This is a genomic window from Microbacterium sp. Se63.02b, assembly GCF_014171575.1.
Classification (GTDB): Bacteria; Actinomycetota; Actinomycetes; order Actinomycetales; family Microbacteriaceae; genus Microbacterium.
In genome coordinates this window covers 3,837,931-3,860,641 of sequence record NZ_CP050453.1, presented here as the reverse complement: position 1 = coordinate 3,860,641, position 22,711 = coordinate 3,837,931, and the positions used below count along the sequence as shown (strand labels likewise).

The following is a 22,711-nucleotide window of genomic DNA, read 5'->3' as shown; positions in this document are numbered from 1 at the left end:
CGGGCCGAAGCCGAGGGGTCACCTGCCCGCCGTGCGCAGAAGCGTCAAGCTCCGTTCGAGGACGAGGTTCAGCACCCGGGTCGCGACCTCCGCATCCTCGCCCTCGATCTCGCGCCACAAGGGTGCGGTGAGGGCGGCGATGTCCTGGCCGATCTCGGCGACCAGGGCGCTGCCCTCGGGGTGAGCGCAGCGTCGGTGAGAAACCCGCGGTCGCGGAGTGCGGCGGTCAGGCGGCCGGCATCCGGGGCATGGAGCCGTTCGGCGACGAAGCCGTCGAGGTCGGGGGTGCCGTCGAACTGCGAGGCGAGTCTCAGTGCGACCCACTCACGTTCGGTGAGGTCGCGGCCGGCGAGGACGGTCTGGAGCAGGGCGTTCAACGCCTTCTCCGTCTGGCCGATGAGTTGTGGACCGAACGGGATCATGATTCTCCATTTCGTTGGTGTGGATTTCGTCGGTGTGGACTTCGTCGATGTGGTGTCTTTTCCCTCAGTCGGATGCCGGAGTGGCGGGCCGTGCGTCCTCGCGGGCGAGTCCGATGCCCCAGCTCGCGCCTCGCGCGACGAACGTGCCGAGAACGGTGATGCCCGCGAACACGAGCATCAGCAGGCGGGCGGCATCCACGACGTCGGGCATCGCGAGGTTGACCAGGACCCCGGCCATCGCCGAGCTGAACGCGCTCGCGATGATGAAGACGGTGTTCACAGCCGCAGCCGCCTTGGCGCCTTCCTCTTCGCCGGCTGTGCTGCCGAGTGCGGCGACGGTCAGGTGCGGGAATCCGAGGCCGATGCCGGCGCCGGCGAGGAACAGGGTGGCGAACCACAGCGCGATGACGAGCGTGGAGGGGCCCTCATGCTGGAGCAGCCCGTACGCGGCGAGACCGATGGCGACGACGACGGGACCGAGGGTGATGAGCACGCGGCGCGAGCGGATGCCGGTGGCGTTGGCCGTGAACACCTGGGTGATAGACCAGCCGAGGGACAGGGCGGCGCCGAGCAGCCCGGCGACGAACGGCATCAGTCCACCGATCTCCTGCCCGAAGAGCGGGATGAACGCCTCGGTGCCGATCGCGAACGCCAACACCGCGACCGTGACGTAGACCCAGCCCAGCGAGGAACCGGGGGCGAAAGTGACCCGGGGAAGGATGCCGGTGCGACCGCGGCGCTCGTGACGCAGGAACCAAGCGCCCAGGACCACGCCGACCATGATGGCGACCCCGGTGCCGAGACCGCTGGGGACGACGCTCGCGATGCCCACCGCGGCGACGCCGCCGGAGAGGAGCACGAGAGACCCCCACGGCACGGATTCGCTCGAGCGGGCGCGGGTGGTCCTCGGCAGCGCACGCACCACGACGATGCCGATGAGCGCGGAGACGACGGCGAGGCCGACGAACGTCACCCGCCAGGCGTCCAGCTGCGCGAACACGCCGCCCACGACGGGGCCGACGATGTTGCCCACACCCCACATCGCCGAGACGAGTGCCGCTCCTCGCGCCCACAGCCGCTCGGGGAGGGCGCGCTGGATGAGCGCGTAGCCGAGTCCCGCGAGCAGCCCGCCGCCGAGGCCCTGCACCGCGCGGCCGGAGAGCAGCGCCCACATCCACGGGCTCGCGGCGCACAGCAGCGAGCCGAGGGCGAACAAGCCGAGGGCGAGCAGGTAGGCGCGCACGGCGCCCTGCTGCGTGAGGATCCGGCTCACCATCATCGAACTGACGACCGATGCCAGGAGGAAGGTCATCATCGTCCACGCGTAGAACTCCGCGCCGCCGATGTCGCCGACGATCGTGGGGAGCAGGCTGGTGGTCAGATACACGTTGCTCGCCTCGAGCAGCACGCCGCCCGCGAGGACCGAGGCGATCGGGGCGTAGCGACTGCCGAGGAGTTCGCGCCAGCTCCCCGCGGTGGCGGTGCGCTCGGGGGTGTGCGTCATGGGGTGCCCTTCGTGACATCGGAGCAGGCGGTCCTCCGCCCGGCGGCGCCGTTCCCCGGCGACCGATCGTCACGCTAATACCTCGAGTAAACTCGAGGTCAAGAGGGGGTGCAGATGTCGTTGGAACCCGATGATCTGCTGGCGATCGGCGAAGTCGTCCGCCGCAGCGGCGTGCCGGCGACGGCGTTGCACTTCTATGAGCAGCTCGGACTCATCGTGTCCACTCGCACTGCAGGCAACCAGCGCCGCTATCGGCGGCACATGCTGCGGCGGATCTCACTGATCGTGGTCGCGAAGCGCCTCGGCATCCCTCTCACCGACGTGCACGAGGTGTTCCAGAGCCTGCCCACGGACGAGCCGCCGTCGCAGCACGACTGGCAGCGGGTGGCGAAGCTGTGGCGAGAGCAGCTCGATCTCCGCCGTACGCAGCTCGAGCATCTGCGGCGCGAGCTCACCGGATGCATCGGCTGCGGCTGCCTGTCGATGAAGGCGTGCCGGCTGCTGAACCCCGAGGATGCGCTCGGCACCGATGGTCCCGGCCCGCGCCGGATCTGAGGGCGCGTCCTCAGGTCACGACACAGGTGATCACGCGGTCGCCTGGCTCGGCGGCGCGCTCGCGGGCTCCGCGACGCTCCCCGCTTGCGCGTCGACACGCTGGCGGGCGGCGTAGAGCGTGCCCCAGCGGGTCAGCTCCGTCAGCAGCTGCCCCCGAACTCGCGCCGAGTTCGCTGAGCCGGTACTCGACCTTGGGTGGCACCTCCCGGTAGACGGTGCGGGTGATGAGGCCGTCTTCCTCGAGCTCGCGCAGCTGCCGGGTGAGCACGCGAGCGGTCGGGTTCTCCAGGAGGCGCCCGAGCTCGCCGAAGCGCAGCACCTCGTGCTCACCGAGAAGGGTCAGGATGCTGGGCTTCCAGGCCCCGCCGAGCACCGCGATCGACACCTCGGCGTCGCAGGTCTCGGTCCAGTCGCGGATGATCCGCTCGGTCTTCTCCCGCACGCCACGGCCCCCTTCGGTATCCGAACTGTCAGTACGTATCAGAAATGACCGTACTTGTGGCTTCTGTCTGTACTTTACAGACTGAGATCGTGACGGACACCCCCACTCTCGACGGCACACGCTCCTCCCTTCGCCTCTGGTTCGCGATGGTCCCCCTCCTGCTCGGAGTGCTCATCGGTGCCCTCGCGATCAGCAGCGTCTCGACCGCCCTTCCCGCGATCCGTGGCGAGCTGGGCCTGACCGACACCGAGGGGCTCTGGCTGGTCGATGTGTATGCGCTGTCGCTGGCCGCGACGCTGATCGTCGCCGCGCGGATCGGCGATGCATACGGGCGCAAGACCGTCATCCTCATCGGCCTGGCCGGGTTCGCCGTCCTCAACGCGGTCGGCGGGCTCGCCTCCAGCGGCCTGGTGCTCATCGTCGTGCGTGCGCTGCTCGGTGTCGCCGAAGCCTTCGTCATCGCGGGCGTGGTCGCGACGATCGGCGCCAAGTTCCAGGCGCGCGAACGCGTGCTCGCGTACGGGCTGTGGACAGCGACCTTCGGCACCGGAAGCGCGCTCGGTCCGGTGCTCGGCGGAGTGCTCGCCGAGGGGCCGGGATGGCGCTGGCTGCTCCTGGGGAGTGTTCCGCTCGCGGTGGTCGCCGGCGTGCTGGCCGTGTGGCTCGTGCCCGACTCGCGCAGCTCGCAGTCGCCGTCGTGGGATGTGCTCAGCATCCTCTCGTCGATCGTCGCGCTCGGTGCCCTGGTCTTCGCGCTGCACGAGGCGCTCGCTGCGCCGATGTCGGCGGTGTTCGCTGCCGTGGTCGCCATCCTGAGCCTGGTGTTCTTCGTGCGCAGGCAGCAGCGCCTCCGCGCTCCTCTCATCGACACCGGGCTGTTCGGCATGCCCGGGTTCAGCCCCGCGATCATCCGGATCATCGTGAGCAGCGGGGTTTCATCGGCCTCCGTGCTGCTGGTGAGCCTGCACCTGCAGGACTCGCGCGGGCAGACTGCGGCCGAGGCGGGCATCGCCCTGCTGCCGCAGGCGGTGGCGATCGCCATCGGCGGTGTCGTGGCACCCCTCGCCCTGCGCTGGCTCTCGGCGAACGCCCTCACCGTCCTGGCGCTGATGCTGCAGGCGGTCGGGCTCGTCTGGCTCGCACTCGACCCCGCGATCGTGGCGATCCCGCTCGTGCTCGTCGGGCTCGGTTTCGGTGTCGGCGCCACACTGGCCGCGACGGCACTGTTCGAGGCGACGACCGAGGATCAGGCCGGCCAGGTGGGGGCGATCCAGGAGGTGGGGTTCGCGCTCGGCGGCGGGCTCGGCATCGCCGTGTTCGGCACCATCGCCGCGGTGCTGGTGACGGGTGGGTTCGTCGCGGCGGTGCTCGTCGCGGCCGTGGTCGTGGCAGCTGCCGCCCTGGTCCCGCTGGTGCGGCGCGCTTCGCGGTGACGGCCGGTCGAGGCGGTCGATGCCGTACCGAGAGCGTCGACCGCCACGAGTCCGCCCACCGCGAGTGCGACCACCGCGTCGAGGGTGATGTCTGCCGACAGCGCGCGAGTGTGACCGAGGTCGTCGGTGCGGAGCAGGCGGGAGCGGTCACCGTGAGCCTCGTGCAGACGCAGGGAGTCGGCGTCGGGCATCCGCCGATCGTCGCGGTCGTGCACCACCAGCAGCGACGTCACGTCGGGGAGCGGGTGCCGTGCGGCGTCGTACCGTGCGGTCACGGTCGCCTGATCCGCGCCGAGCCTCTGCCGGAAGCGCTCGGCCAGGCGCGTGCGCGTCGCGGCGTCGAGACGGAGCTCGTGGGCGAACTCCGCGAGGAACGCATCCGGCCCGGCCGCGCCGGCGATCGCGACGACTGCGGGGGTGCCGACGGTCGACCGTGCGACGGTCGTCGCGGCCAGGGCGCCGAACGAGTGGCCGACGATCAGTGCGAACGGCCCGTATGCTGCCTGCAGCTGTTCGGTGGCGTCGACCCAGTCGCGGATGTCGGTATGCCGGCCGCGCGATGATCCGTGCGCCGGCGCATCGAAGGAGACGACGCGGAATCGTTCGGCGACCAGCTCGCGCACGAGCGGGGCGAACTGCGACGCTCGACCGCGCCATCCGTGCAGCAGAAGCGCCGTGCGCGGTCCGGCACCCCACTCGTAGGTGGTGACATCGATGCCCCGCACCGTCAACCGCCCGCGGCGGGCATCGCCGTGGGTCGGGGCGTCGACATCGCGCACCGGCATCCGCGGAGTGGTCGTGAAGAAGAGGCGAGAGGCGAGGTCGCCCGCGAGCCGGGGCGAGACGGCAGCCGCGGTCTGGATGGTGCGGGCGAGCAGTGCGGGAACGGACGGCATGGGGCTCCTTCGCCAGAACAATACGAACGATCATACGTATACTAGGCGAACGATCGTTCGTATACTAGGAGCATGTCCGAAGGTGTGGTTCTGGATGGGCGCAGGGCGCGCGGCGAGGCCTCCCGTCGCATCGTGCTGCAGAGCGCGACCGACCTCGCCTCGGTGGAGGGCCTGGACGGTCTGACCATCGGGCGGCTCGCCGAGGCATCCGGCTCCCGCAAGAGCAGCATCGCCACCCTGTTCCAGAGCAAGGAAGGCCTGCAGCTGGCGACCGTCGCCGCGGCTCGCGAGATCTTCACCGCCCGGATCGTGACGCCGGCCAGGGCGGAACCGCGTGGGGTGCGCCGCCTGGCAGCGTTGCTGCGCAACTCCCTCCTGTACTCGAAGGACAGGGTCTTCACGGGCGGTTGCTTCTTCGCTGCGACCGCGGCCGACGTCGACTCCAAGTCCGGCCCGGTGAGCGATGCCGTGCGCGCGGCGCTCGTCGACTGGTACGGCTACGTCGAAGCGCAGCTGCGGTATGCCGTCGAGGCGCGCGAGATCGAGGGCGATCCCGAGGTGCTGGCGTTCGAGCTGGTCGCGATGAACGAGGAGGCCAACTCGCGCTCGCTGCTGTTGGACGACGAGCGGCCCTATGTGATCGCCGCCGCCGCGATGCGAGGTCGTCTGCGGGCTGCCGGGGCCGATGAACCGGCCCTGTCGCTGCTCGACCTCTGACCGCGTCCCTCGCCCTGCCGCCCTCGCGGGGCCACCCCTGATACGCGAGCCACCCCCGTGAGCTCGCACTCAAGGGGGTGGCTCGCACGGAACAGGGTTGTTCGGCCCTGTGCCGCTCGGGGTGGAGAAGGCGTCAGGCGTCGCGACCGCGGGTGAAGCCTGCGTCGAAACCGCGCTCGAACGCGTGCTGGGCGATGCGCTCGGCACGGTGCGGACCGTGTCCGCCGTGTCCGTGCGCGCCGTGACCGTGGCCTCGGTCGTCGTGACCGGGGTGTCCGTGCGCGCGGCCGTGACCGCGGTGTCCGGCACCCGCGTCGCCGTGGCGGCAGCCGTGTTCGGCATCGGCATCAGGTCCGAAGCCCTGCTCGGGTCCGTGGCCGAAGTCGATGCGCTCGCCGCGACCGAAGCCCTGCGCGGGCCCGTGGCCGAATCCGCGCCCGAAGGGCCGGCCGAATCCGCGCCCGAATCCGCGGCCGTGGCGGGGTCCGCCGAAGCCGTGACGGCGTCCTCGACCGCGGGGAGAGGAGTGCCCTCCTCCCAGCCGAATGCCCGCGCGATCTTCTCGAGCGAGGCGAGCGTGGTGGCCATCTCCTCGTCGGAGACAGCGGCCGATACCTTGGCACGGATGCCGTCGACGATCGCGCCGAGGCGCTCCTTCGCCGCACGGCCCTCGTCGGTGAGCGTCCAGCCGTCGCCTTCGGAGGCGACCCAGCCGCGCTCGACCAGGCTGTGCAGCTTGTGCGCGTTCAGCGGGCGGTCGGACGCGACCGTGCCGTCGACGATGTTGAGGATCCGCCAGTCGCGGCGGCTCGCATGCTCACTGCCGAAGGCGGCGGCGAACTCCGACGCCATGAGGCGGTCGGCGGCTTTGAGCCAGTAACCGAAGGGGCGGGAGGTGTTCTGGGGGTTCTGTGATTCTGAGGTGTTCATGGGAAAGTCCTTTTGTTGTCAATGTGCATGTGAATGTCACAGTGCATGTACATGTAGTGTGACATGGAGTCCGAGTACATGTCAAGTCGCATGTAAAATCGGATCGTGACCACCGACCCGAACGACACCGAACCGCACGACTCTGAATCGCGCGACTCCGCCGAGCAGGACCCCGCCGAAGCCATCGCGCAGGCGCTGGCCCGCCTGCGCGGCCGTCGTCCGGGCGAGCGCGGCCCGGGTGGGCGAGGCTCCGCCGATCGCGGTCGCGGTCACGGAGGTCCGCACGGCTGGCACGGGGGTCCGCATCAAGGGCCGCACGGCGACGATGCCCGCGACCACTTCGATCACCACCGCGGTCACCCCGGCATGCCCCCTGGATGGCCGACCCGTCCGGTCGACTGGGGGACCCGCTCGCATGCGCATGCTCGAAGCGCTGGCCGCGGCGTCCGCTCCGCTCAGCGTCAGTGACCTCGGTATCGCGATCGGCGTCGATCAGCCGCGGGCCTCACGACTTGTGCAGCAAGGTGTCGATCACGGCTTCGTGCGGCGCGAAGCCGACCCCGACGACGCTCGACGCACCCGCATCGCCCTCACAGACGAGGGGCGCAAGCTCGCCCGCGGCATGCGCGGTGAGCGCCGTGAGATGCTCACGACCGCTCTCGCATCCTTCACCGATGACGAGCGCGTCGAGCTTGCCCGGCTGCTGAACAAGCTCGCCGACAACTGGCGGCGCTGAGCCCCTCAGCGCGAGACACCCGGGAACTCGAGCGACGCTTCGTCGTCGACGGAGAGCGACAGCACGACGGTCTCGACGGCTTCATGCGCCTCGATCCGCCGTTCGACATCGCGCAGCCGACGTGCCACATCGTGCTCGCGGGCATCGCCGGCCAGGTCGATCTCGGCCACGATGAACAGCCGGTTCGGGCCGACGTACTCGATGTGCAGATAGGTGACCCGCTCGATGTCGTCCAACCCCAGCAGAGCGGCGCCGACGCGAGCGTGCAGCTTCGGCGCAGCCGTGGCCCCGACCAGGAAGGCGATGTTGCGTCGGATCAGGATGATCGCGACCACGCCCAGCAGTACGCCGACGAGGATCGAGCCGATCGCGTCCCAGGCGGCGATACCGGTGATCTGATGCATCGCGATGGCGCCGGCAGCGATCGCGAGGCCGACGAGCGCGGCGGAGTCCTCGAAGAACACGGCGCGCAGCGTGGTGTCGCTCGTCTCCAGCACGAAGCCCCAGGTCGACGAACCGCGCTCCTTGGCCAGGCGCCGGGACTTCACCATCGCCTGCGTGAACGACGCGCCCTCGAGCACGAACGAGACCCCCAGCACGACGTAGGCCACCATCGGGCTCTCGACGGGGCCGGTGTCCGACAACTCCTGGATGCCGTGCATGATCGACACGATCGATCCGGCTGTGAAGATTCCGAAGGCCGCGATGAGCGACCACACGAAGGCGTTGCGCCCATAGCCGAGCGGATGCCGCGCATCTTTGGTCTTCGCGCCGCGGCGGTCGGCGATCAGGAGGAAGACCTCGTTGCCGGCATCCGCCCACGAGTGCGCCGCCTCGGCCACCATCGACGCCGACGAGGTGATGATCGCGGCGATCGTCTTCGCCACGGCGACGAGGATGTTGGCGAGGAAGGCGAGGATCACGGTCACGCGGTCAGGCTACTCCCGCCGCGGGAGTCGATGACTCAGCGCGGAGCCTTCACCGGGAGCAGCAGCAGGAAGCCGGCGATCAGGACGACCACGATGCCCAGGATGCCGTAGGCGGTCTGGCTGGTCAGCACGATCAGCACCGTCCAGGCGCCCGATGCCATCCAGCTCGCCGCCCGACCCGTCGTGGCGTAGAGCCCGAAGATCTCACCCTCCCGGCCGGCCGGTGTGACCCGGGCGAGGAACGACCGCGCCGCTGCCTGGGCGGGCCCCACGAACGCGCACAGGATGAGGCCGCCGACCCAGAACACCGTCGCCCCGCCATCCCGGAGGAAGAACACCGCGAGACCGGCGACGATCATCGAGCCGATCGAGGTGAGGATGATGCGCTTCGGTCCGAGGCTGTCGTCGAGTCGTCCGGCGGCGATCGTCGAGACCCCTGCGATCAGGTTCGCCGCGATGCCGAAGATGATGATGTCCTGCGTGCCGAACTTGAAAACCGCGGTGCCGATGATCGCTCCGAAGGCGAACACGCCACCGAGGCCGTCGCGGAACACCGCGCTCGCGAGCAGGTACCAGAAGGTGGGCCGGGTCTCCTCGTTGCGGTAGAGGCCGACGACGTCCTTCACCAGCAGCGGGTACGAGGCGAAGAAGCCGACCTTGCGATCCGGCCGCCCGAGCGAGGGCTCCGGCACGTTGAGGAAGATCGGGATGCTGAAGATGATCGCCCACACCGCGCAGCCGACCGCGATCAGCCGGTACGCGAGACCGTTGTCGGTGGACATGCCGAACCAGTCGAACGTGTCGAGCACGACGACGATCACGAGGGCGATGATCCCGCCGAGGTAGCCGAACCCCCAGCCGAGCCCGGAGATCCGGCCCACGTTCTTGGGGTTCGCGATCCCGATGAGCATCGCGTTGGAGTTCACCGCGGCGATCTCCTGGAACACCGTCGCCGCTGAGATCAGCGCGACGCCCAGCCAGAACAGGCTCGGGGTCGGTTCGACGAACCACAGGCCGAGCATGCAGAGCACGAGGGCGCCGGTGCCGATCCCGAGCCAGAGCTTCTGGCGTCCCGCCGCATCCGCCCGCTGTCCGAGCACCGGAGCGAGCAGCAGGATGCCGAAGGCCGCGATGGTCGACCCGAGCCCGAGTCCCGAGGCGAGGTCGGCCTCCGCAGCGAGTCGGACCGGGTCGCTCTCATCGAGCGCCGCGACATCCGCCGGGAGGAAGCCCTCGCCGACGAGGTACAGCGCCGTGAAGACGAACGTGAGGATCACGGTGTTGAAGGGCTGCGTCGCCCAGTCCCACAGCGCCCAGGAGTACACCTGCTTCTTCGGTGCAGGTGTCTCGCCGCGCAGGTCGAGGCCGACGACGGCGACGGCGCCGCTGTTGGCGGTCGCCACGGGCTCGGGGACGCCCTGGCGAGATTCGGGTTCGCTCATGTTCGAAGTCTGGCCGCGCCGGGTGAACGCCCGGTGACGGCGCGCCGTGTCAGAGTGCGGGTCCGCGACGGATGCGTGTGGGAGAGACGCACGCTTCTGCGCTCCGGGCATCGCAGAAGCACCGCGACAGAGATGAGGCTTGATGCTGCAAATCTACTCGTGTAGAGTCCGAAGCATGCAGATGACCCCCGCCCCCTTCACGCTCGACACCGACATCGGGACGGATGTCGACGATCTGCTTGCGATCGCGATGATCCTCGGCAGCCCGGAACTGGAGCTCGAGGCCGTCTGCACCGTCTACGGCGATGTGCACCTCCGTGCCCAGATCGTCGCGGCCGTCTTCGCGACGATAGGCCGCCCCGCCCCGCCCATCGCTCTGGGAGAGCGCGAGACCCGCTCCGGTCGGGAGGTGTGGTGGCCTGGGCACGAGGGCGAGACCATCGACGGTCTCGCCGCCCACACCTACAGCGCCGACCGCGACGGTATCGCCGAACTCGCTCGAGCGGACACCGTGGCCGCGATCGGCCCCCTCACGGATGTCGCAGCCGCGGTCGAGGCGAGCGGGCACCGCATCCGCCGCATCGTCATGATGGGCGGCGAATTCGACGCAGGCATCGTGGAGCACAACATCCGGTGCGACATCGCCGCGGCCGATGCGGTCTTCCGCTCGGGTGTGCCCGTCGCGGCGGTGGGACTCGAGCAGACGGAACGGATCAGACTCGCTCACGCCGAGCTCGACCGCATCGCCGAGGCCGGGCCGCTGGGTGCGATGATCGGCGCCGAGATGCGTCGCTTCTGGTCTTTCGCCGCGCAGGACCACAATGTTCCGCACGACCCCATCGCGGTGCTCATGCTCGCCCGACCGGACCTCTTCGAGCTCGCGCGCGGGGAGATCTCGGTGCAGCTCGATGGCGCCGACGCCGGTCTGACGGGTTTCGTCCGCTCGGAATCCGGACCCCACTCGATCGTCGTCGACATGGACGTGGATGCCGTCGCCACCGAGATCCTCGAACGCATTCTGCGCGGCGCCCGCCTCCGCTCCTGACCTTCGTTTCACCCGCACCCGAACCACCACTCAATGAGGAGAGAACCATGAAGACCACAGCATTGCGTCTCGGTGCCTTCGCCACCGCACTGACCGTCGGCGCTATCGGCCTCGCCGCCTGCGCACCAGCCGATTCCGGATCGGACACCGGATCCGCTTCCGGCGAGAAGGTCACTCTGACCTTCGCGAACGCAGACCCGGCGGAGACCTGGGCGCTGGTGATCGACGCGTTCGAGAAGTCGCACCCCGACATCACCGTCAAGCAGCTCAACATCCCCTACGCCCAGTACACGAGCACGATCAACCAGCGCATGACCGGGGGCGGAGGAGACATCGACCTCATGGTGGTCGATGCCGGCGGGGCCGTGCTCGACTGGGCGAACCGGGGCTTCCTCGCCGACATCTCCGATCTCAAGGACGATGCGGTCGCCGCCGCCGTCAGTGAGGACATGGTCACCGCTCGCGAGGCGGACGGCAAACTCTATGCGCTCGAGACATGGACGACGTCGCAGTTCCTGTACTACAACCCCGACATCCTCGCCGCGGCTGGGGTCGAACCGCCGAGTGACGATCCCGCGGAACCATGGACGTACGAAGAACTCACCGCCGCGGCGCAGAAGATCAAGGATGCGGGCGCCGCCGAGTATCCGTTCCTGTTCGACCAGTGGGACTCGTACTACCAGCTGCAGATGGTCGGAGTCTCTGCCGGTGGAGGTGACGGCATCGATGCCGACGGGGACGTCGACTTCTCGAACGACGGATGGCAGAAGGCCCTGACGTGGTACCACGACCTGTTCGAGGACGGGCTGTCGCCCCGGGGGATCACGAACGACAAGAACGGCGCCCTCTTCCAGACGGGCAAGGCAGGTTTCATCATCTCGGGGCCATGGGGCGTGAACGTCGCCGAGGCCGGCGACATCTCCTACGGTGTCGCGCCGGCACCCTTCTTCGAGGGTGGCGAGCAGGCGACCTCCACCGACTCGTGGTCGGTCGCGATCTCGGCGAAGACCGCGAAGGAGGACGCAGCGCGGGAGTTCCTGGAGTACTTGACGATCGATCCGAAGGGAAATGCGGAGTCGGCCGAGGTTGCCGGCATCGCGCCGACGAACAAAGAGGCGTACGCGACCTATGCCGACGACATGAGTGCGGTCGGAGGCGATGCGACGGCGAACTTCGGCGCCATCATGCAGTACCAGCTCGAGAACAACGCCGTGCATCGCCCCGGCGTCCTCGGCTACAGCGTGTTCGAGCCGGGCGCGAACCAGATGTTCTCCGACATCCGCAACGGTTCGGACCCGGCTGAGCGTGCCGCGCAGGCCGACAAAGACATCGAGGCTCAGATCGCTCGGCTCCAATGACCCGCCGGCGTGGCACGACCCCCGCGACACCACGTGAGATGACATGAGCAGAACCCGCACACACCGGCCCGCAGCGATCGGGGCATCGACCCCGATCGCTGCGGGCGGCGACCTCCGTCCGCTCCGTCGCCGAAAGGCCCGGCGCATCACATACATCGCGATGGCCATGCTGGCGCCTGCGCTCATCACGCTCGTGATGATGCGCGTCGTCCCGCTCGTCAGCGCCGTCGGCCTCAGCTTCCAGCACGTCTCGCTGGCGACGGGAGAGACCACGTTCGACGGCCTCGCGAACTACATCTACCTGTTCGGCGATCCGAACTTCCACTCGGTCCTGGTCGTGACGCTCGTGTTCAACCTGGTGCTCAACCCGGTCGTCGTGATCCTCTCCACGGCGCTGGCGTTGCTGCTCGTGCAGAACATTCCGCTGGTGGGGCTGTGGCGGTCGATGATCTTCGTACCGGCGGCGGTGCCTGGCGCCGTCGTCGCGCTGATCTGGAGCACTGCGCTCCAACCGGACGGTCTGGTCAACGGGATGCTGGAGGCGGTCGGGCTGCCCGCCCAGCCCTTCCTCACCTCGGCCAATCAGGCGGCGTTCTCGATCGGGATCATGGTGACGTGGGGTGCTCTGGGCTACTGGATGATCTTCATCATCGCCGGCCTCAAGGACATTCCGGGGTCTCTGTACGAGGCGGCCGCCCTCGACGGCGCCGGCTGGTGGCGTCGGCTCTTCGCCATCACTCTGCCGTTGCTGAAACGCCCCATGGCCTTCGTCCTGATCGCCTGCACGGTGGGGTCGTTCCTGCTGTTCGCGCCGGTCCAGATCCTCACGAAAGGCGGGCCGAACGGTTCGACGAACCTCATCATGTACGACATCTACAACCGTGCGTATCTCCTCGGTGATATGGGAGTCGGGCAGGCCGAAGTGGTCGTGCTGATGCTCATGCTCTCGGTGATCGTGCTGATCCAGTTCCGGCTCCTGAAGGAGGATCGTTCATGAGGCGAAAGCGCGGAGCGACCATCCTGCTCACCACGGCCGCGGCGCTGGTCGCCGTCTCGGTGTTTCTCCCGCTGTGGTGGGTCTTCGCCTCGTCGATGCGGCCGGGCAACACCTACGTCGAGAACATGACGCCGTTGTCGTGGTTGGCCTTCGTCCCCGTCGGCGGCGACTTCTCGAACTACTCCGCGCTGGGATCCGGGGCGTTTCTCCTCGGCCTGTTCAACAGCTTCCTCGTCGCGGGGCTGACCATCCTCGTCGGACTCGCGATTGCGATCCCGGCTGCCTATGCGCTGGCGACGATGGAGTTCCGTGGACGCGGAATCATCTTCAGCTTCATCATCATGGTCGCCATGATTCCCTTCGATGCGATCGCGATCCCCCTGTCGTCGCTGTTCCAAGGGTGGGGTCTCAGCGATTCCTATGCCGGGCTCGTCCTTCCTGCGCTGGCGAACGGCTTCGCCATCTTCGTCCTCCGCCAGTTCTTCATGGGCGTGCCGGGTGAACTGATCGACGCGGCCGAAGTCGACGGGCTCGGTCGATTCGGGACGCTGTGGCGGATCGTGCTCCCCCTGTCGAAGCCGGCGTTGATCGGCGCGGGCATGATGCTGTTCCTGTCTCAGTGGCAGGCATACCTGTGGCCGCTTCTGATCGGCACATCGCCCGAGCGTCAGCTCGCCCCGATCGTCCTTGCGAATCTCAGCACGGCGTTCACGGTGGATCTGGGGCAGATCCTGGCGGGATCGTTCGTGCTCAGCGTCATCCCGATGATTCTCCTGCTGTTCTTCCAGAAGCAGTACACCGAGTCCCTGTCGACGACGGGGTTGAAAGGATGACCGGACGCATCGTCGTGGTCGGATCGCTGAACCTCGACAGCACGCTGCGAGTGGACCGGCTTCCCGAACCCGGGGAGACCCTGCACTCCGCTCCGGTTCTGCGGGCCCCGGGGGGCAAGGGGGCGAACCAAGCAGTCGCGGCTGCGCTCCTCGGCGGCAGAGTCGCGTTGATCGGAGCCGTGGGTGATGACGATGCGGGGCGCACGCTGGCGACGGCGGTGCGGGAGGCCGGCGTCGACGTCTCCGCCGTGCGTCAGGTCGCCGGGGCGACCGGGGAGGCGACGATCATCGTTGATCGCGGCGGAGAGAACGTGATCGTCGTCGACAGTGGCGTCAACGCACTCGTCGACCCGCGGCAGGTGCGGGAAGACCTCGTCGCGGGCGACGTCGTCGTGACGGGCAACGAGCTGTCCGATCCGGTCGTGGTCGCCGCCGCGGTTCGCGCTTCCGCTCTCGGTGCTGTCGTGGTGCACAACCCTTCGCCCTTCCGAGCGCTGCCGGACGGGATGCCGCATCCGCAGGTGCTGGTCGTGAACGAGCATGAGTTCGCGCGCTTCGGGGAGTGCTGCATGCGCCGGCGCTCGAGATGCCTCCCCGCCCTGCGCGGTGGAGCGGTGGTCGTGACCCGCGGATCACGGGGTGCTCTGGTGCTCGACGAAGGGGCGGTCACGTCAGTGGCTGCCGTCCGCGTCGATGCGGTGGACACGAGTGGGTGCGGCGACGCATTCCTCGGAGCACTGGTCGAGCGGATCGCGGCAGGTGAGCCGCTCGTCGGTGCCGTACGGCGTGCGGTCCTGGTCGGCGCCTATGCCGCTACGCGCCGTGGCGCCCAGTCGTCGTATCCGACCGCGAGCGACCTGGATGCGTGGGATGCCGAGTCTGGGCGGGAGGTCGCGTCCGCGGGCTAGCGGCGCTCGGCTCCGCATCCGCACGAATCCCGCACGACGAGATCGACCGGGATCGTGAGAGGAGAGTGCTCCAGACCTTTCTCGAGCACCGCGGCCAGGGCGGTCTCGGCGATGCGATGGATCGGCTGCTCGATCGCGGTGAGCGGGGGTCGCTGAACACGGCATCCTCGGTGCCGTCGAACGAGACCACCGCGAGATCGCTCGGGACGTCGAGGTGGAGTCGGCGCGCTGCGGCGAGCAGGCCCAGCGCCTGCACATCGGAGGTCACGAACACGGCATCCGGTCGTCCGCCGCGGGAGAGCAGATCCAGCCCCGCCTCGAATCCGCCTGCGCGGGAGAATTCGCTCCGCACGATCAGGTCGTCGCCGGTCGGCAGGCCGGCGGCTTCGAGTTCCTGCCGCCATCCCTGTTCGCGCTCCGAGACCCCGGGGGCGCCGAGCGGGCCGCTCAGCAGAGCGATCCGTGTACGTCCGTGACCGATCAGATGCGAGACGGCCGTGGCGGCGCCGCCGCGGTCGTCCACGATGACCGAGCTGGCCGGGGCGCGACCGCTGATCGAGGAACACGGTCGGAGTCGTGCCCGTCTCGGCCACCGATGCGGGGTCGAGGCTGACGATGACGAGGCCGTCGATCTGGTGGCTCACGAGCGACTCGACCTGGGCCCGCTCGCGGTCGATGTCGTTGTCGGCGTCGCCGAGGAGGAGAGCGTATCCGGCCGTGAAGGCCTGCACGGACAGCTCCCTCGCGAGCGCGCCGAAGTAGGTGTTGCTCACGTCGGGCACGACGAGCCCCACGGCTTGTGCGCTGCGCATCCGGAGCGCGCGCGCCACCGCGTTCGGCCGGTAGTCGAGCTCGTCCATCGCGGCGAGGACCCGCGTCCTGGTCGATGCCGCGACCGGTCGCGGACCGTTGTTGACGACATAGCTCACGACCGCGGTGCTCACGCCGGCGAGGCGGGCGACGTCGGTGCGCGTCGCGGCCCTGGCCGGTTGCTCTTGTGCATCCTGCTTCGGCACGGGTACTTCCTCTCCGGGGGATGGCCCGAGTCAAGTATGTCTTCGTTCTGCGAGTCTATTCGAGTAGATTAACGCCATGTCCACCCCTGTGATCGTCGTGACCGACCTCTACCTGCCCCCGGAAGATCCGGGCGACAACTTCGATCTGGTCTTCCCGTTCGCCTCCGAGCGCATCGATCTGCGTGCGGTCATCCTCGATGTGTCGATCGAGAAGCGCGAGTCCGTCCGGGAGGGAGTGCTCGGGTATCCCGGGCCCCGTGACCCGGGGATCATCCCGGTGGCACAGCTCAACGCACTGTTCGGCACGAGGGTGCCGTCCGCCGTCTCGCCCTTCGCCCGTATGCGCGACCTCGATGACGAGATGCGCGATGTCCCGGTCTTCCAGCAGCAGGGGCCGGAGTTGATCCTGGAGACGCTTCGGACATCGGACGAACCCGTGCACATCATGTCCTTCGGGTCGGCCAGGCCGATCGCCGTCGCTTTCAACCGCGACCCGGAGTTGATGCGCGAGAAAGTAGCGGCCGTGCACCTCTCCGCTGGTTCGACGACCCTCGACTACCTCGAATGGAACATCTACCTCGATCCGATCGCCGCGCGTCGGGTCGTCGACTCCGGGCTCCCGCTCGCACTCTATCCGTGCGCCTCGGCGGTCGACTGCTATACGCCCGACGTGCACAACACGGTCTGGTGGTTGGAGGATCTCGCCTGGATCGAGCGTATGCATCCGGCACTGCGTCGCTATCTCCTGTACGGGCTCGGTGGGGAGACGCGGATCGATTTCCTCCGGGCGCTCGACGAAGACCCCTCCCGTGAGGCGGCAGGGCGGGTCTACGGGCGGCGTCACGCCGTGTGGGAGACGGCGGCCTGGTTGATCGTCTCCGGTTCGGCAGTGGTGCGACGGGTCGACGGTACGCATCGGATCATCGACGAGGCAGAGATCTCGGATGACGATGCCGTGATCGCGAACGAGCTCGTCACCGCTCGGGTGCGCACCCACGAGTCGGGGTTGTACACGTTCGACGTCGACGCGGACTCCGATGACCGCGTGCGGGTCTTCCGGCGCGATGACCCCGCGGAGTATGAGCGCGCCTTGCAGGAGGCGTTGCCTGCGCTCTACTGCGGATTCACACCGCCCATATGGCAGGGGTCCACAACTGGGGACGTGCGCGACCCGCGACCCCGTGCCTATGCGGGACCGCGAAACGACTGATCGGGCACCGTGCCCGGAGGAGAGGAGCGATGATGCTCGGACCGAAGAGAAGAAGGACCGCGAGAGGAACCGCCGTGGCAGCGGCGCTCATGGCGATGGTGCTGGGCGCGCAGACCCCGGCGTCGGCTGACATGCCGGACGGCGTCGAGTGGGATCCCGCCACTGTCGAGTCGGTGTACGCGCCCGCAGAGGGGTACTACGCCTATGCGCCGTCGGTGGTGCGCGACGGCGACACGGAGTGGATCTGGACCTGTCACAACGACGAGTTCCGTGTGATCGAAGACCACATCTACCTGACGAAGCGCGTCGACGGCGTCGTCGTCAGCTCGGAGTCGGTGCTCCAGGCCTCGACCGGGGCGGCGTGGGACAGCTTCCACACGTGCGACCCCAGCGTCGTCAAGGGCCGGTTCGACTGGGATGGCACCCGCTACCGCTACGCCATGTTCTATCTCGGCAACGATGTCGACGCCAGCGCCCACAACCAGATCGGTGTCGCGTTCGCCGAGGACCCGGAGGGCCCGTGGCTCAAGTATCCGGATCCGATCGTCACGACCCCGGACACCACGAGCTGGGGTGCGGGTCAGCCGACGGCGGTCTCTCTGTCCGCCGCGTCGGGCCGCGTGATCCTGGGGTACACGCGCGGCGATTCGTCGACGAGGGCGTACGTGGTGACGGTCGACCTGTCGAGGGTGGACCGGCTGCGTGTCTCCCCCGAGCGTCAGGTGACGAACGCGGGACTCACCGGCGCCGACGGAGCGCCCGACTACCTCAATGGCTTCGACATGGCGATCGACCCGTCACGGCGGGAGGTCATGGTCGTTCGAGAGCAGCATCCCTACCCTGTCGACAATCCCTGGTGGATCGGACCATCGGTGCAGGTCGACCGGATGCCGCTGAAGCACTTCCTGCGGGGTACCGGCACCTGGGCGCCGTCCGGCGACATCGACGAAGAGCTCACCGGTTTCGACCGGGTCCACAACGCGGGACTGGTTCGCACCTGGACCGGCGAACTGCCGGAGCCGGATGCACCGGAGGTGGTGTTCACCAGCTCGTGCTCGAGCCTGCCGACCGTGGACGACCAGGATTGGAGCCAGGCCACGTGCGACTCCCTCTACTCCTACGACCTCTGGTCGATAGCCGGCACCCGCTGAGGGGGCCCCTCTCTCAGTCCGCGCGCAGCGGGCGGAGCGTGCGGGCATAGTCCTCCTTGAGGACCGCGAGGTGCAGCCAGGCCTCGATGCGCGTGACGCCGGGCAGGGCGCGCAGGCGTTCGAGGCTTGCATACAGCGCCCCCGCGGACGGTTCGACGAGCGTGGCGACGGCGTCGAACCGTCCGAGGGTGCGTGCGGCGAAGTCCACCCCGCGGCCGCGGCGCAGCTCCTCGATCACGGCTTCGTCGTCGTCGCCGAGGGTCATGCCGACGCCCATCGAGAGCTGCCGGTGCGCGAGGCCCCGTGCCTCCACCGCGCTGATCTTGATGACTCCGGCGTCGATCAGGCGCTGCACCCTCGTCGCGACGGCGCTGGGCGAGAGGCGCACCTGCTCCCCGAGGGCCCGGAAGCTCATGCGCCCGTCGGCCTGCAGGTGCTCGATCAGGGCTTCGTCGGTGGTGTCGAGCGTCACCCCGCCGTGGTACTCCGACACGAAGAAGCCCTTGACGACGGTCGAGTAGATGATCGTGTTGATGTCGAGCACCCCGGCGCTCGCGCGGATACGGGCGAGCAGGTCGTGCAGTTCCGACATCGACCCGACGCGCACCTCGGTGACGATGTCATGGGCCCCGCCGACCGCCGACACGAGCACGGTCTCGCTCATGTCGCGCAGATGCTCCGCCACGACCTCCACGGCCCCGTCGGTGCGGATCGAGACGTGGGCGAGCACGTGCTGGCCGAGGAACACCGGGTCGACGGCCGCGACCACCCGTACCGTGCGATCGGCGAGCAGGGTGCGCAGCCGCGCGGCCACCACGGCCCTCGACTGCCCGACGCGCGCGGCGAGGGAGCGGATGCTGGCCCGGCCGTCCTCCTGCAGCGCGCGGATGAGTTCGGCGTCGAAGTCCATGGATCCACCCATCTCGTCAGTTTCCCGCGATCGCACGCCTCTCCGTGCATATCCTCAGTGTAAGAAGCTCCTCGACCGAGGGGAAGGCACGACTTGCCGCGAACAACGATCACTTCTCCAGTGAATACTCGCTATCACTGGAGTTCTGATCTTGCCGCCAGGCGCAGACGTCCGTAGCATCCTTCGCTATCCGACATCTTCCGCAAAGGAGCGGGCACCCTCATGACCACCACCCCCACCAGCGGCACCCACAGCCGGGCGCGACGCGCCGGCATCGCCGCCTTCGTCGGCACCACCATCGAGTGGTACGACTTCTACGTCTATGCGACAGCAGCCGCACTCGTCTTCGGTCCGCTGTTCTTCCCGAGCGGCGACCGCCTGGCCGAGACCGCAGCGGCCTTCGCGACCTTCGCCGTCGCCTTCCTCGTCCGCCCCCTCGGCGGCATCATCTTCGGCCACATCGGCGACAAGCTCGGCCGCCGCACCTCGCTCGTGATCACGCTGCTGATGATGGGCGCTGCGACGGTGCTGGTCGGCTGCCTGCCGACGTACGAGAACATCGGCATCCTCGCCCCGATCCTCCTGATCCTGCTCCGCGCCGTGCAGGGTCTCGCGGTCGGCGGCGAGTGGGGCGGTGCGGTGCTCATGAGCGTCGAGCATGCGCCCGAGAAGTCCAAGACCTTCTACGGCGGCTTCACGCAGCTCGGCAACCCGGCCGGTGCGCTGCTGGCTTCGGGCATCTTCGCGATCATGACCCGCATGGGCGACGACTTCATCATCAACGGCGGCTGGCGCATCCCGTTCCTGCTGTCGATCGTGCTGGTCGGGGTCGGCTTCTGGGTGCGCTACCGCGTCGAGGAGACGCCGGTCTTCGAGGCGAAGGTCGAGGGTCGCAAGCAGTCGATGCCGTTGGCCTTCGCTCTGCGCACCAACTGGCGTCCGATCCTGCTCGGCATCGGCATCCTGCCCATCTCGACCGGCGGCTACTACCTGGCCACCACCTTCGTCACCGCGTACGCGACCGGCGAGCCGATCTCCGTGAGCGAGCAGGTCATCCTCGACGCCATGACGATCGCCTCCTTCGTGGAGTTCGTGGTGACCCTCCCCGTCGCCTGGCTGGGCGACAAGTGGGGGCGCAAGAACGTCATGTACATCGGCCTGGTCACCTCGGTGCTCACGTTCGTGCCGTTCCTGTTGATCATGCCGGGCCGCGTCGAACCGCTCATCTTCCTGTTCGCCTCGCTGGTGCGCATCGCGATGAGTGCGACCTACGCGCCGATCGCCGCCCTGCTCTCGCAGATGTTCCGTCCGCAGGCCCGCTACACCTCGATCGCGCTGTCCTACGGTGTCGGCGCCGCGGTGTGGGCCGGGTTCTCGCCCTGGTTCGCGACGCAGCTCATCGCGTGGACGGGCAGCATCTGGTCGGTCATCGCGATGTTCATCGGCATGGCCCTCATCGCCGGCATCTGCACGCGTCTCGCGCCGCAGCATTCGGATGAGGCCCCCGTGACGGCATCCTTCACCGCCCGCACGGACACGACGGCGAACCGGCTGCCCTGACCGGCGCCGCCTCCGCCTCCCGCACGCCACGACCGCGAACAGGTTCCCCATGAGAAAGCTCACCCCCTTCGACCGCTCGGCCCAGACGGCTCCCACCCTCCTGACCGCGCGGGCGATCCATACGGTGGATGCCGCCGCCGCCACCGCGACGGCGGTGCTGACCGATCGCGGGCGGATCCTCGCGATCGGCACCCCCGCCGAGTGCGAGGCGGCGGCGGAGGGGTGGGCCTCTCGCCCGAACGCATCGACCTCGGCGACGGGGTCGTCGTCCCCGGCTTCGTCGACGCCCACGCGCACCCGCTGATGTTCGGGCAGATGATGAGCTGGGTCGACTGCGGGCCGGAGAAGGCGAGCAGCATCCCCGAGATCGTGGCGCTGCTGAAGGCCGCGGCCGCCGACCTCCCCGCCGGGCGCCCGGTGCGCGGCTACGGCTACGAGCAGCGCAACCTGGCCGAGAAGCGTCACCCCACGCGTGTCGAGCTCGACGAGGTGGCGGCCGATCGCGAGGTGTACCTCATGAACGCCTCCGGTCACGGCGGTGTGGTGAACTCGCACACGCTGGAGATCAACGGCGTCGACCGCGACACCCCGAACCCCGACGGCGGAGAGTTCTTCCGCGACGCGGACGGGGAGCTCACGGGGGAGCTGTCGGATGCGGCGTGCAACATCCTCACCGGTGTGCACGGGGTGAAGATCGGCCATCACGGTCCGAACTTCCACCTCGCCGACGAGCCGGAGGAGCATCTGCGCCAGCTGGATGCCGCAACCCAGCGCTTCCTCGCCGGAGGGGTCACCTCGATCGGCGACGCCCAGGTCACGCGTCGCGAGTTCGACATGTATCTGCGTCTCGCCGAGGCAGGGCGCCTCGAGCTGCGCGTGTCGATGTACCTCCTGTCGCACCTGCTCGATGAAGCGCTGGAGATGGGCCTGGTCGGCCAGTTCGGCAACGCGCACCTGAGCTTCGCCGGCATCAAGTTCTACGCCGACGGCACGCTCGGCGGGTGGACGGCGTACTTTCCCGACGGCTATGTCGGCGACCCGTGCCGCACCGGCCAGCTGTACCACGAGCCCGCCGAGTACGCGGGCCTGATCAGCAAGGCGCACGCCGCCGGCTTGCAGACCGCGACGCACGCCCAGTCGCCCACCGCGATCGAGATGGTCGTCTCGGCGATCGAGGCCGCGCTCGCCGAGCACCCCGACCCCGACGCCCGCCACCGCATCGAGCACTGCGGCCTGCCGACACCCGAGCAGATCGAGCGCATGGCCGCCTCCGGCATCCGTCCGGTCAACCAGACCCAGCACTACTTCAACTGGGGCGAGGGCGTCGAGGAGGCCATCGGCACTCCGGGTGAGCGCTTCAACCCGCTGGGCGAGTTCGAGCGCGCGGGTGTGCCGTTCACGATCTCGTCGGATGCTCCGGTCGCCGAGCCCATTCCGCTCGAAGCCATCCAGACCGCGGTGACCCGCGTCACCCGCCGCGGGCACAGACTCGGCCCCGACGACCTGCGGGTCTCGGCGCTCGCAGCTCTCCGTGCCCACACGATCGAGGGCGCCGTGTCGATCGGGCGGGAAGACGACCTGGGTTCGCTCGAAATCGGGAAGTACGCCGACTTCGCGGTGCTCTCCGGTGATCCGCTGGCCGTGCCCGCCGAGGAGATCTCGGCGATCGAGGTGCGCGAGACCTGGGTCGACGGCGTCCGTCGTCACCGCCTGTGAG

At 68.8% G+C, this 22,711-nt stretch carries 21 protein-coding genes and 2 pseudogenes; 13 read left to right on the top strand and 10 right to left on the bottom strand.

Translation table 11 applies throughout. The annotated features are described in order from the left end of the window. Positions 1–68 precede the first annotated feature (68 nt). Positions 69–422, bottom strand: coding sequence for a hypothetical protein (locus G4G29_RS19260; protein WP_183151242.1), 354 nt, complete (start codon positions 420–422; stop codon positions 69–71). Between the two features lie 64 nt (positions 423–486). Beyond that, positions 487–1,926 (bottom strand): MFS transporter, encoded by a 1,440-nt coding sequence (locus G4G29_RS19255; RefSeq protein ID WP_183151241.1) that lies wholly within the window; start codon positions 1,924–1,926, stop codon positions 487–489. Between the two features lie 114 nt (positions 1,927–2,040). Between G4G29_RS19255 and soxR the strand changes: the two genes are divergently transcribed. After that, the gene (soxR, locus tag G4G29_RS19250; protein ID WP_183151240.1) at positions 2,041–2,481 is read left to right on the top strand and encodes a redox-sensitive transcriptional activator SoxR; all 441 of its coding nucleotides are present in this window, start codon (positions 2,041–2,043) and stop codon (positions 2,479–2,481) included. Positions 2,482–2,491: 10 nt separating this feature from the next. Here the strand turns inward: soxR and G4G29_RS19245 are convergent, their stop codons facing one another. Continuing rightward, complete coding sequence (locus G4G29_RS19245) at positions 2,492–2,923, bottom strand: helix-turn-helix domain-containing protein (protein ID WP_183151239.1); 432 nt, start codon at positions 2,921–2,923, stop codon at positions 2,492–2,494. Between the two features lie 44 nt (positions 2,924–2,967). On the opposite strand from G4G29_RS19245, the pseudogene G4G29_RS23075 reads away from it, so the two are divergent. Further along, a pseudogene (locus tag G4G29_RS23075) lies at positions 2,968–4,170 on the top strand (MFS transporter); the annotation flags it as partial. Here the strand turns inward: G4G29_RS23075 and G4G29_RS19240 are convergent. Then, entirely contained in the window at positions 4,170–5,252 is a 1,083-nt protein-coding gene (locus G4G29_RS19240; RefSeq protein ID WP_183151238.1) for an alpha/beta hydrolase, read from the bottom strand. The pseudogene G4G29_RS23075 and the gene G4G29_RS19240 sit on opposite strands and share 1 nt — an antisense overlap. Positions 5,253–5,324: 72 nt before the next feature. Here G4G29_RS19240 and G4G29_RS19235 point away from each other — a divergent pair, with 72 nt between their 5' ends. Continuing rightward, the gene (locus G4G29_RS19235; RefSeq protein ID WP_183151237.1) at positions 5,325–5,969 is read left to right on the top strand and encodes a TetR/AcrR family transcriptional regulator; all 645 of its coding nucleotides are present in this window, start codon (positions 5,325–5,327) and stop codon (positions 5,967–5,969) included. A gap of 69 nt (positions 5,970–6,038) precedes the next feature. Here the strand turns inward: G4G29_RS19235 and G4G29_RS19230 are convergent, their stop codons facing one another. Both G4G29_RS19230 and G4G29_RS19225 read right to left on the bottom strand, forming a co-directional pair. After that, positions 6,039–6,899, bottom strand: coding sequence for a hypothetical protein (locus G4G29_RS19230; protein ID WP_244632217.1), 861 nt, complete (start codon positions 6,897–6,899; stop codon positions 6,039–6,041). An 81-nt stretch (positions 6,900–6,980) separates the two neighbouring features. Then, positions 6,981–7,259, bottom strand: coding sequence for a hypothetical protein (locus G4G29_RS19225; protein WP_183151236.1), 279 nt, complete (start codon positions 7,257–7,259; stop codon positions 6,981–6,983). A gap of 61 nt (positions 7,260–7,320) precedes the next feature. Between G4G29_RS19225 and G4G29_RS19220 the strand changes: the two genes are divergently transcribed. Further along, on the top strand, positions 7,321–7,635 hold the full coding sequence (locus G4G29_RS19220; protein ID WP_244632216.1) for a MarR family transcriptional regulator: 315 nt from the start codon (positions 7,321–7,323) through the stop codon (positions 7,633–7,635). 5 nt (positions 7,636–7,640) lie between these two features. On the opposite strand, the gene G4G29_RS19215 is transcribed toward G4G29_RS19220, so the two are convergent. Both G4G29_RS19215 and G4G29_RS19210 read right to left on the bottom strand, forming a co-directional pair. Beyond that, on the bottom strand, positions 7,641–8,564 hold the full coding sequence (locus G4G29_RS19215; protein ID WP_183151234.1) for a cation diffusion facilitator family transporter: 924 nt from the start codon (positions 8,562–8,564) through the stop codon (positions 7,641–7,643). A gap of 35 nt (positions 8,565–8,599) precedes the next feature. Continuing rightward, complete coding sequence (locus tag G4G29_RS19210; RefSeq protein ID WP_183151233.1) at positions 8,600–10,006, bottom strand: MFS transporter; 1,407 nt, start codon at positions 10,004–10,006, stop codon at positions 8,600–8,602. Positions 10,007–10,148: 142 nt separating this feature from the next. On the opposite strand from G4G29_RS19210, the gene G4G29_RS19205 reads away from it, so the two are divergent. Genes G4G29_RS19205 through G4G29_RS19185 form a run of 5 tightly spaced genes read left to right on the top strand, consistent with a single transcriptional unit; the run spans position 10,149 to position 15,147 of the window. Next, positions 10,149–11,051, top strand: coding sequence for a nucleoside hydrolase (locus G4G29_RS19205; protein WP_202045382.1), 903 nt, complete (start codon positions 10,149–10,151; stop codon positions 11,049–11,051). A 47-nt stretch (positions 11,052–11,098) separates the two neighbouring features. Beyond that, entirely contained in the window at positions 11,099–12,409 is a 1,311-nt protein-coding gene (locus G4G29_RS19200; protein ID WP_183151232.1) for a sugar ABC transporter substrate-binding protein, read from the top strand. Positions 12,410–12,452: 43 nt separating this feature from the next. Beyond that, positions 12,453–13,406, top strand: a complete 954-nt coding sequence (locus tag G4G29_RS19195; protein ID WP_183151231.1) for a sugar ABC transporter permease — start codon at positions 12,453–12,455, stop codon at positions 13,404–13,406. Next, positions 13,403–14,239 carry a carbohydrate ABC transporter permease gene (locus tag G4G29_RS19190; RefSeq protein WP_183151230.1) on the top strand — a complete coding sequence of 279 codons (837 nt, stop codon included), beginning with the start codon at positions 13,403–13,405 and terminating at the stop codon, positions 14,237–14,239. The genes G4G29_RS19195 and G4G29_RS19190 overlap by 4 nt, the downstream gene beginning before the upstream one ends. Beyond that, positions 14,236–15,147 carry a ribokinase gene (locus G4G29_RS19185; protein ID WP_183151229.1) on the top strand — a complete coding sequence of 304 codons (912 nt, stop codon included), beginning with the start codon at positions 14,236–14,238 and terminating at the stop codon, positions 15,145–15,147. Before G4G29_RS19190 ends, G4G29_RS19185 begins: the two co-directional genes overlap by 4 nt. On the opposite strand, the gene G4G29_RS19180 is transcribed toward G4G29_RS19185, so the two are convergent. Continuing rightward, on the bottom strand, positions 15,144–16,163 hold the full coding sequence (locus tag G4G29_RS19180) for a LacI family DNA-binding transcriptional regulator (protein ID WP_183151228.1): 1,020 nt from the start codon (positions 16,161–16,163) through the stop codon (positions 15,144–15,146). The genes G4G29_RS19185 and G4G29_RS19180 overlap by 4 nt on opposite strands. Positions 16,164–16,239: 76 nt before the next feature. Between G4G29_RS19180 and G4G29_RS19175 the strand changes: the two genes are divergently transcribed. Both G4G29_RS19175 and G4G29_RS19170 read left to right on the top strand, forming a co-directional pair. Continuing rightward, positions 16,240–17,373 carry a nucleoside hydrolase gene (locus G4G29_RS19175; protein WP_183151227.1) on the top strand — a complete coding sequence of 378 codons (1,134 nt, stop codon included), beginning with the start codon at positions 16,240–16,242 and terminating at the stop codon, positions 17,371–17,373. A gap of 74 nt (positions 17,374–17,447) precedes the next feature. Beyond that, positions 17,448–18,524 (top strand): hypothetical protein, encoded by a 1,077-nt coding sequence (locus G4G29_RS19170; RefSeq protein WP_183151226.1) that lies wholly within the window; start codon positions 17,448–17,450, stop codon positions 18,522–18,524. A gap of 13 nt (positions 18,525–18,537) precedes the next feature. Here the strand turns inward: G4G29_RS19170 and G4G29_RS19165 are convergent, their stop codons facing one another. Further along, on the bottom strand, positions 18,538–19,434 hold the full coding sequence (locus G4G29_RS19165) for an Lrp/AsnC family transcriptional regulator (protein ID WP_183152901.1): 897 nt from the start codon (positions 19,432–19,434) through the stop codon (positions 18,538–18,540). 222 nt (positions 19,435–19,656) lie between these two features. Here G4G29_RS19165 and G4G29_RS19160 point away from each other — a divergent pair, with 222 nt between their 5' ends. Together G4G29_RS19160 and G4G29_RS19155 are read left to right on the top strand one after the other, a co-directional pair. Further along, positions 19,657–20,994, top strand: a complete 1,338-nt coding sequence (locus G4G29_RS19160; RefSeq protein ID WP_183151225.1) for an MFS transporter — start codon at positions 19,657–19,659, stop codon at positions 20,992–20,994. 49 nt (positions 20,995–21,043) lie between these two features. After that, positions 21,044–22,710 (top strand): annotated as a pseudogene (locus G4G29_RS19155) (amidohydrolase). The last annotated feature ends 1 nt before the right edge of the window (position 22,711 follow it).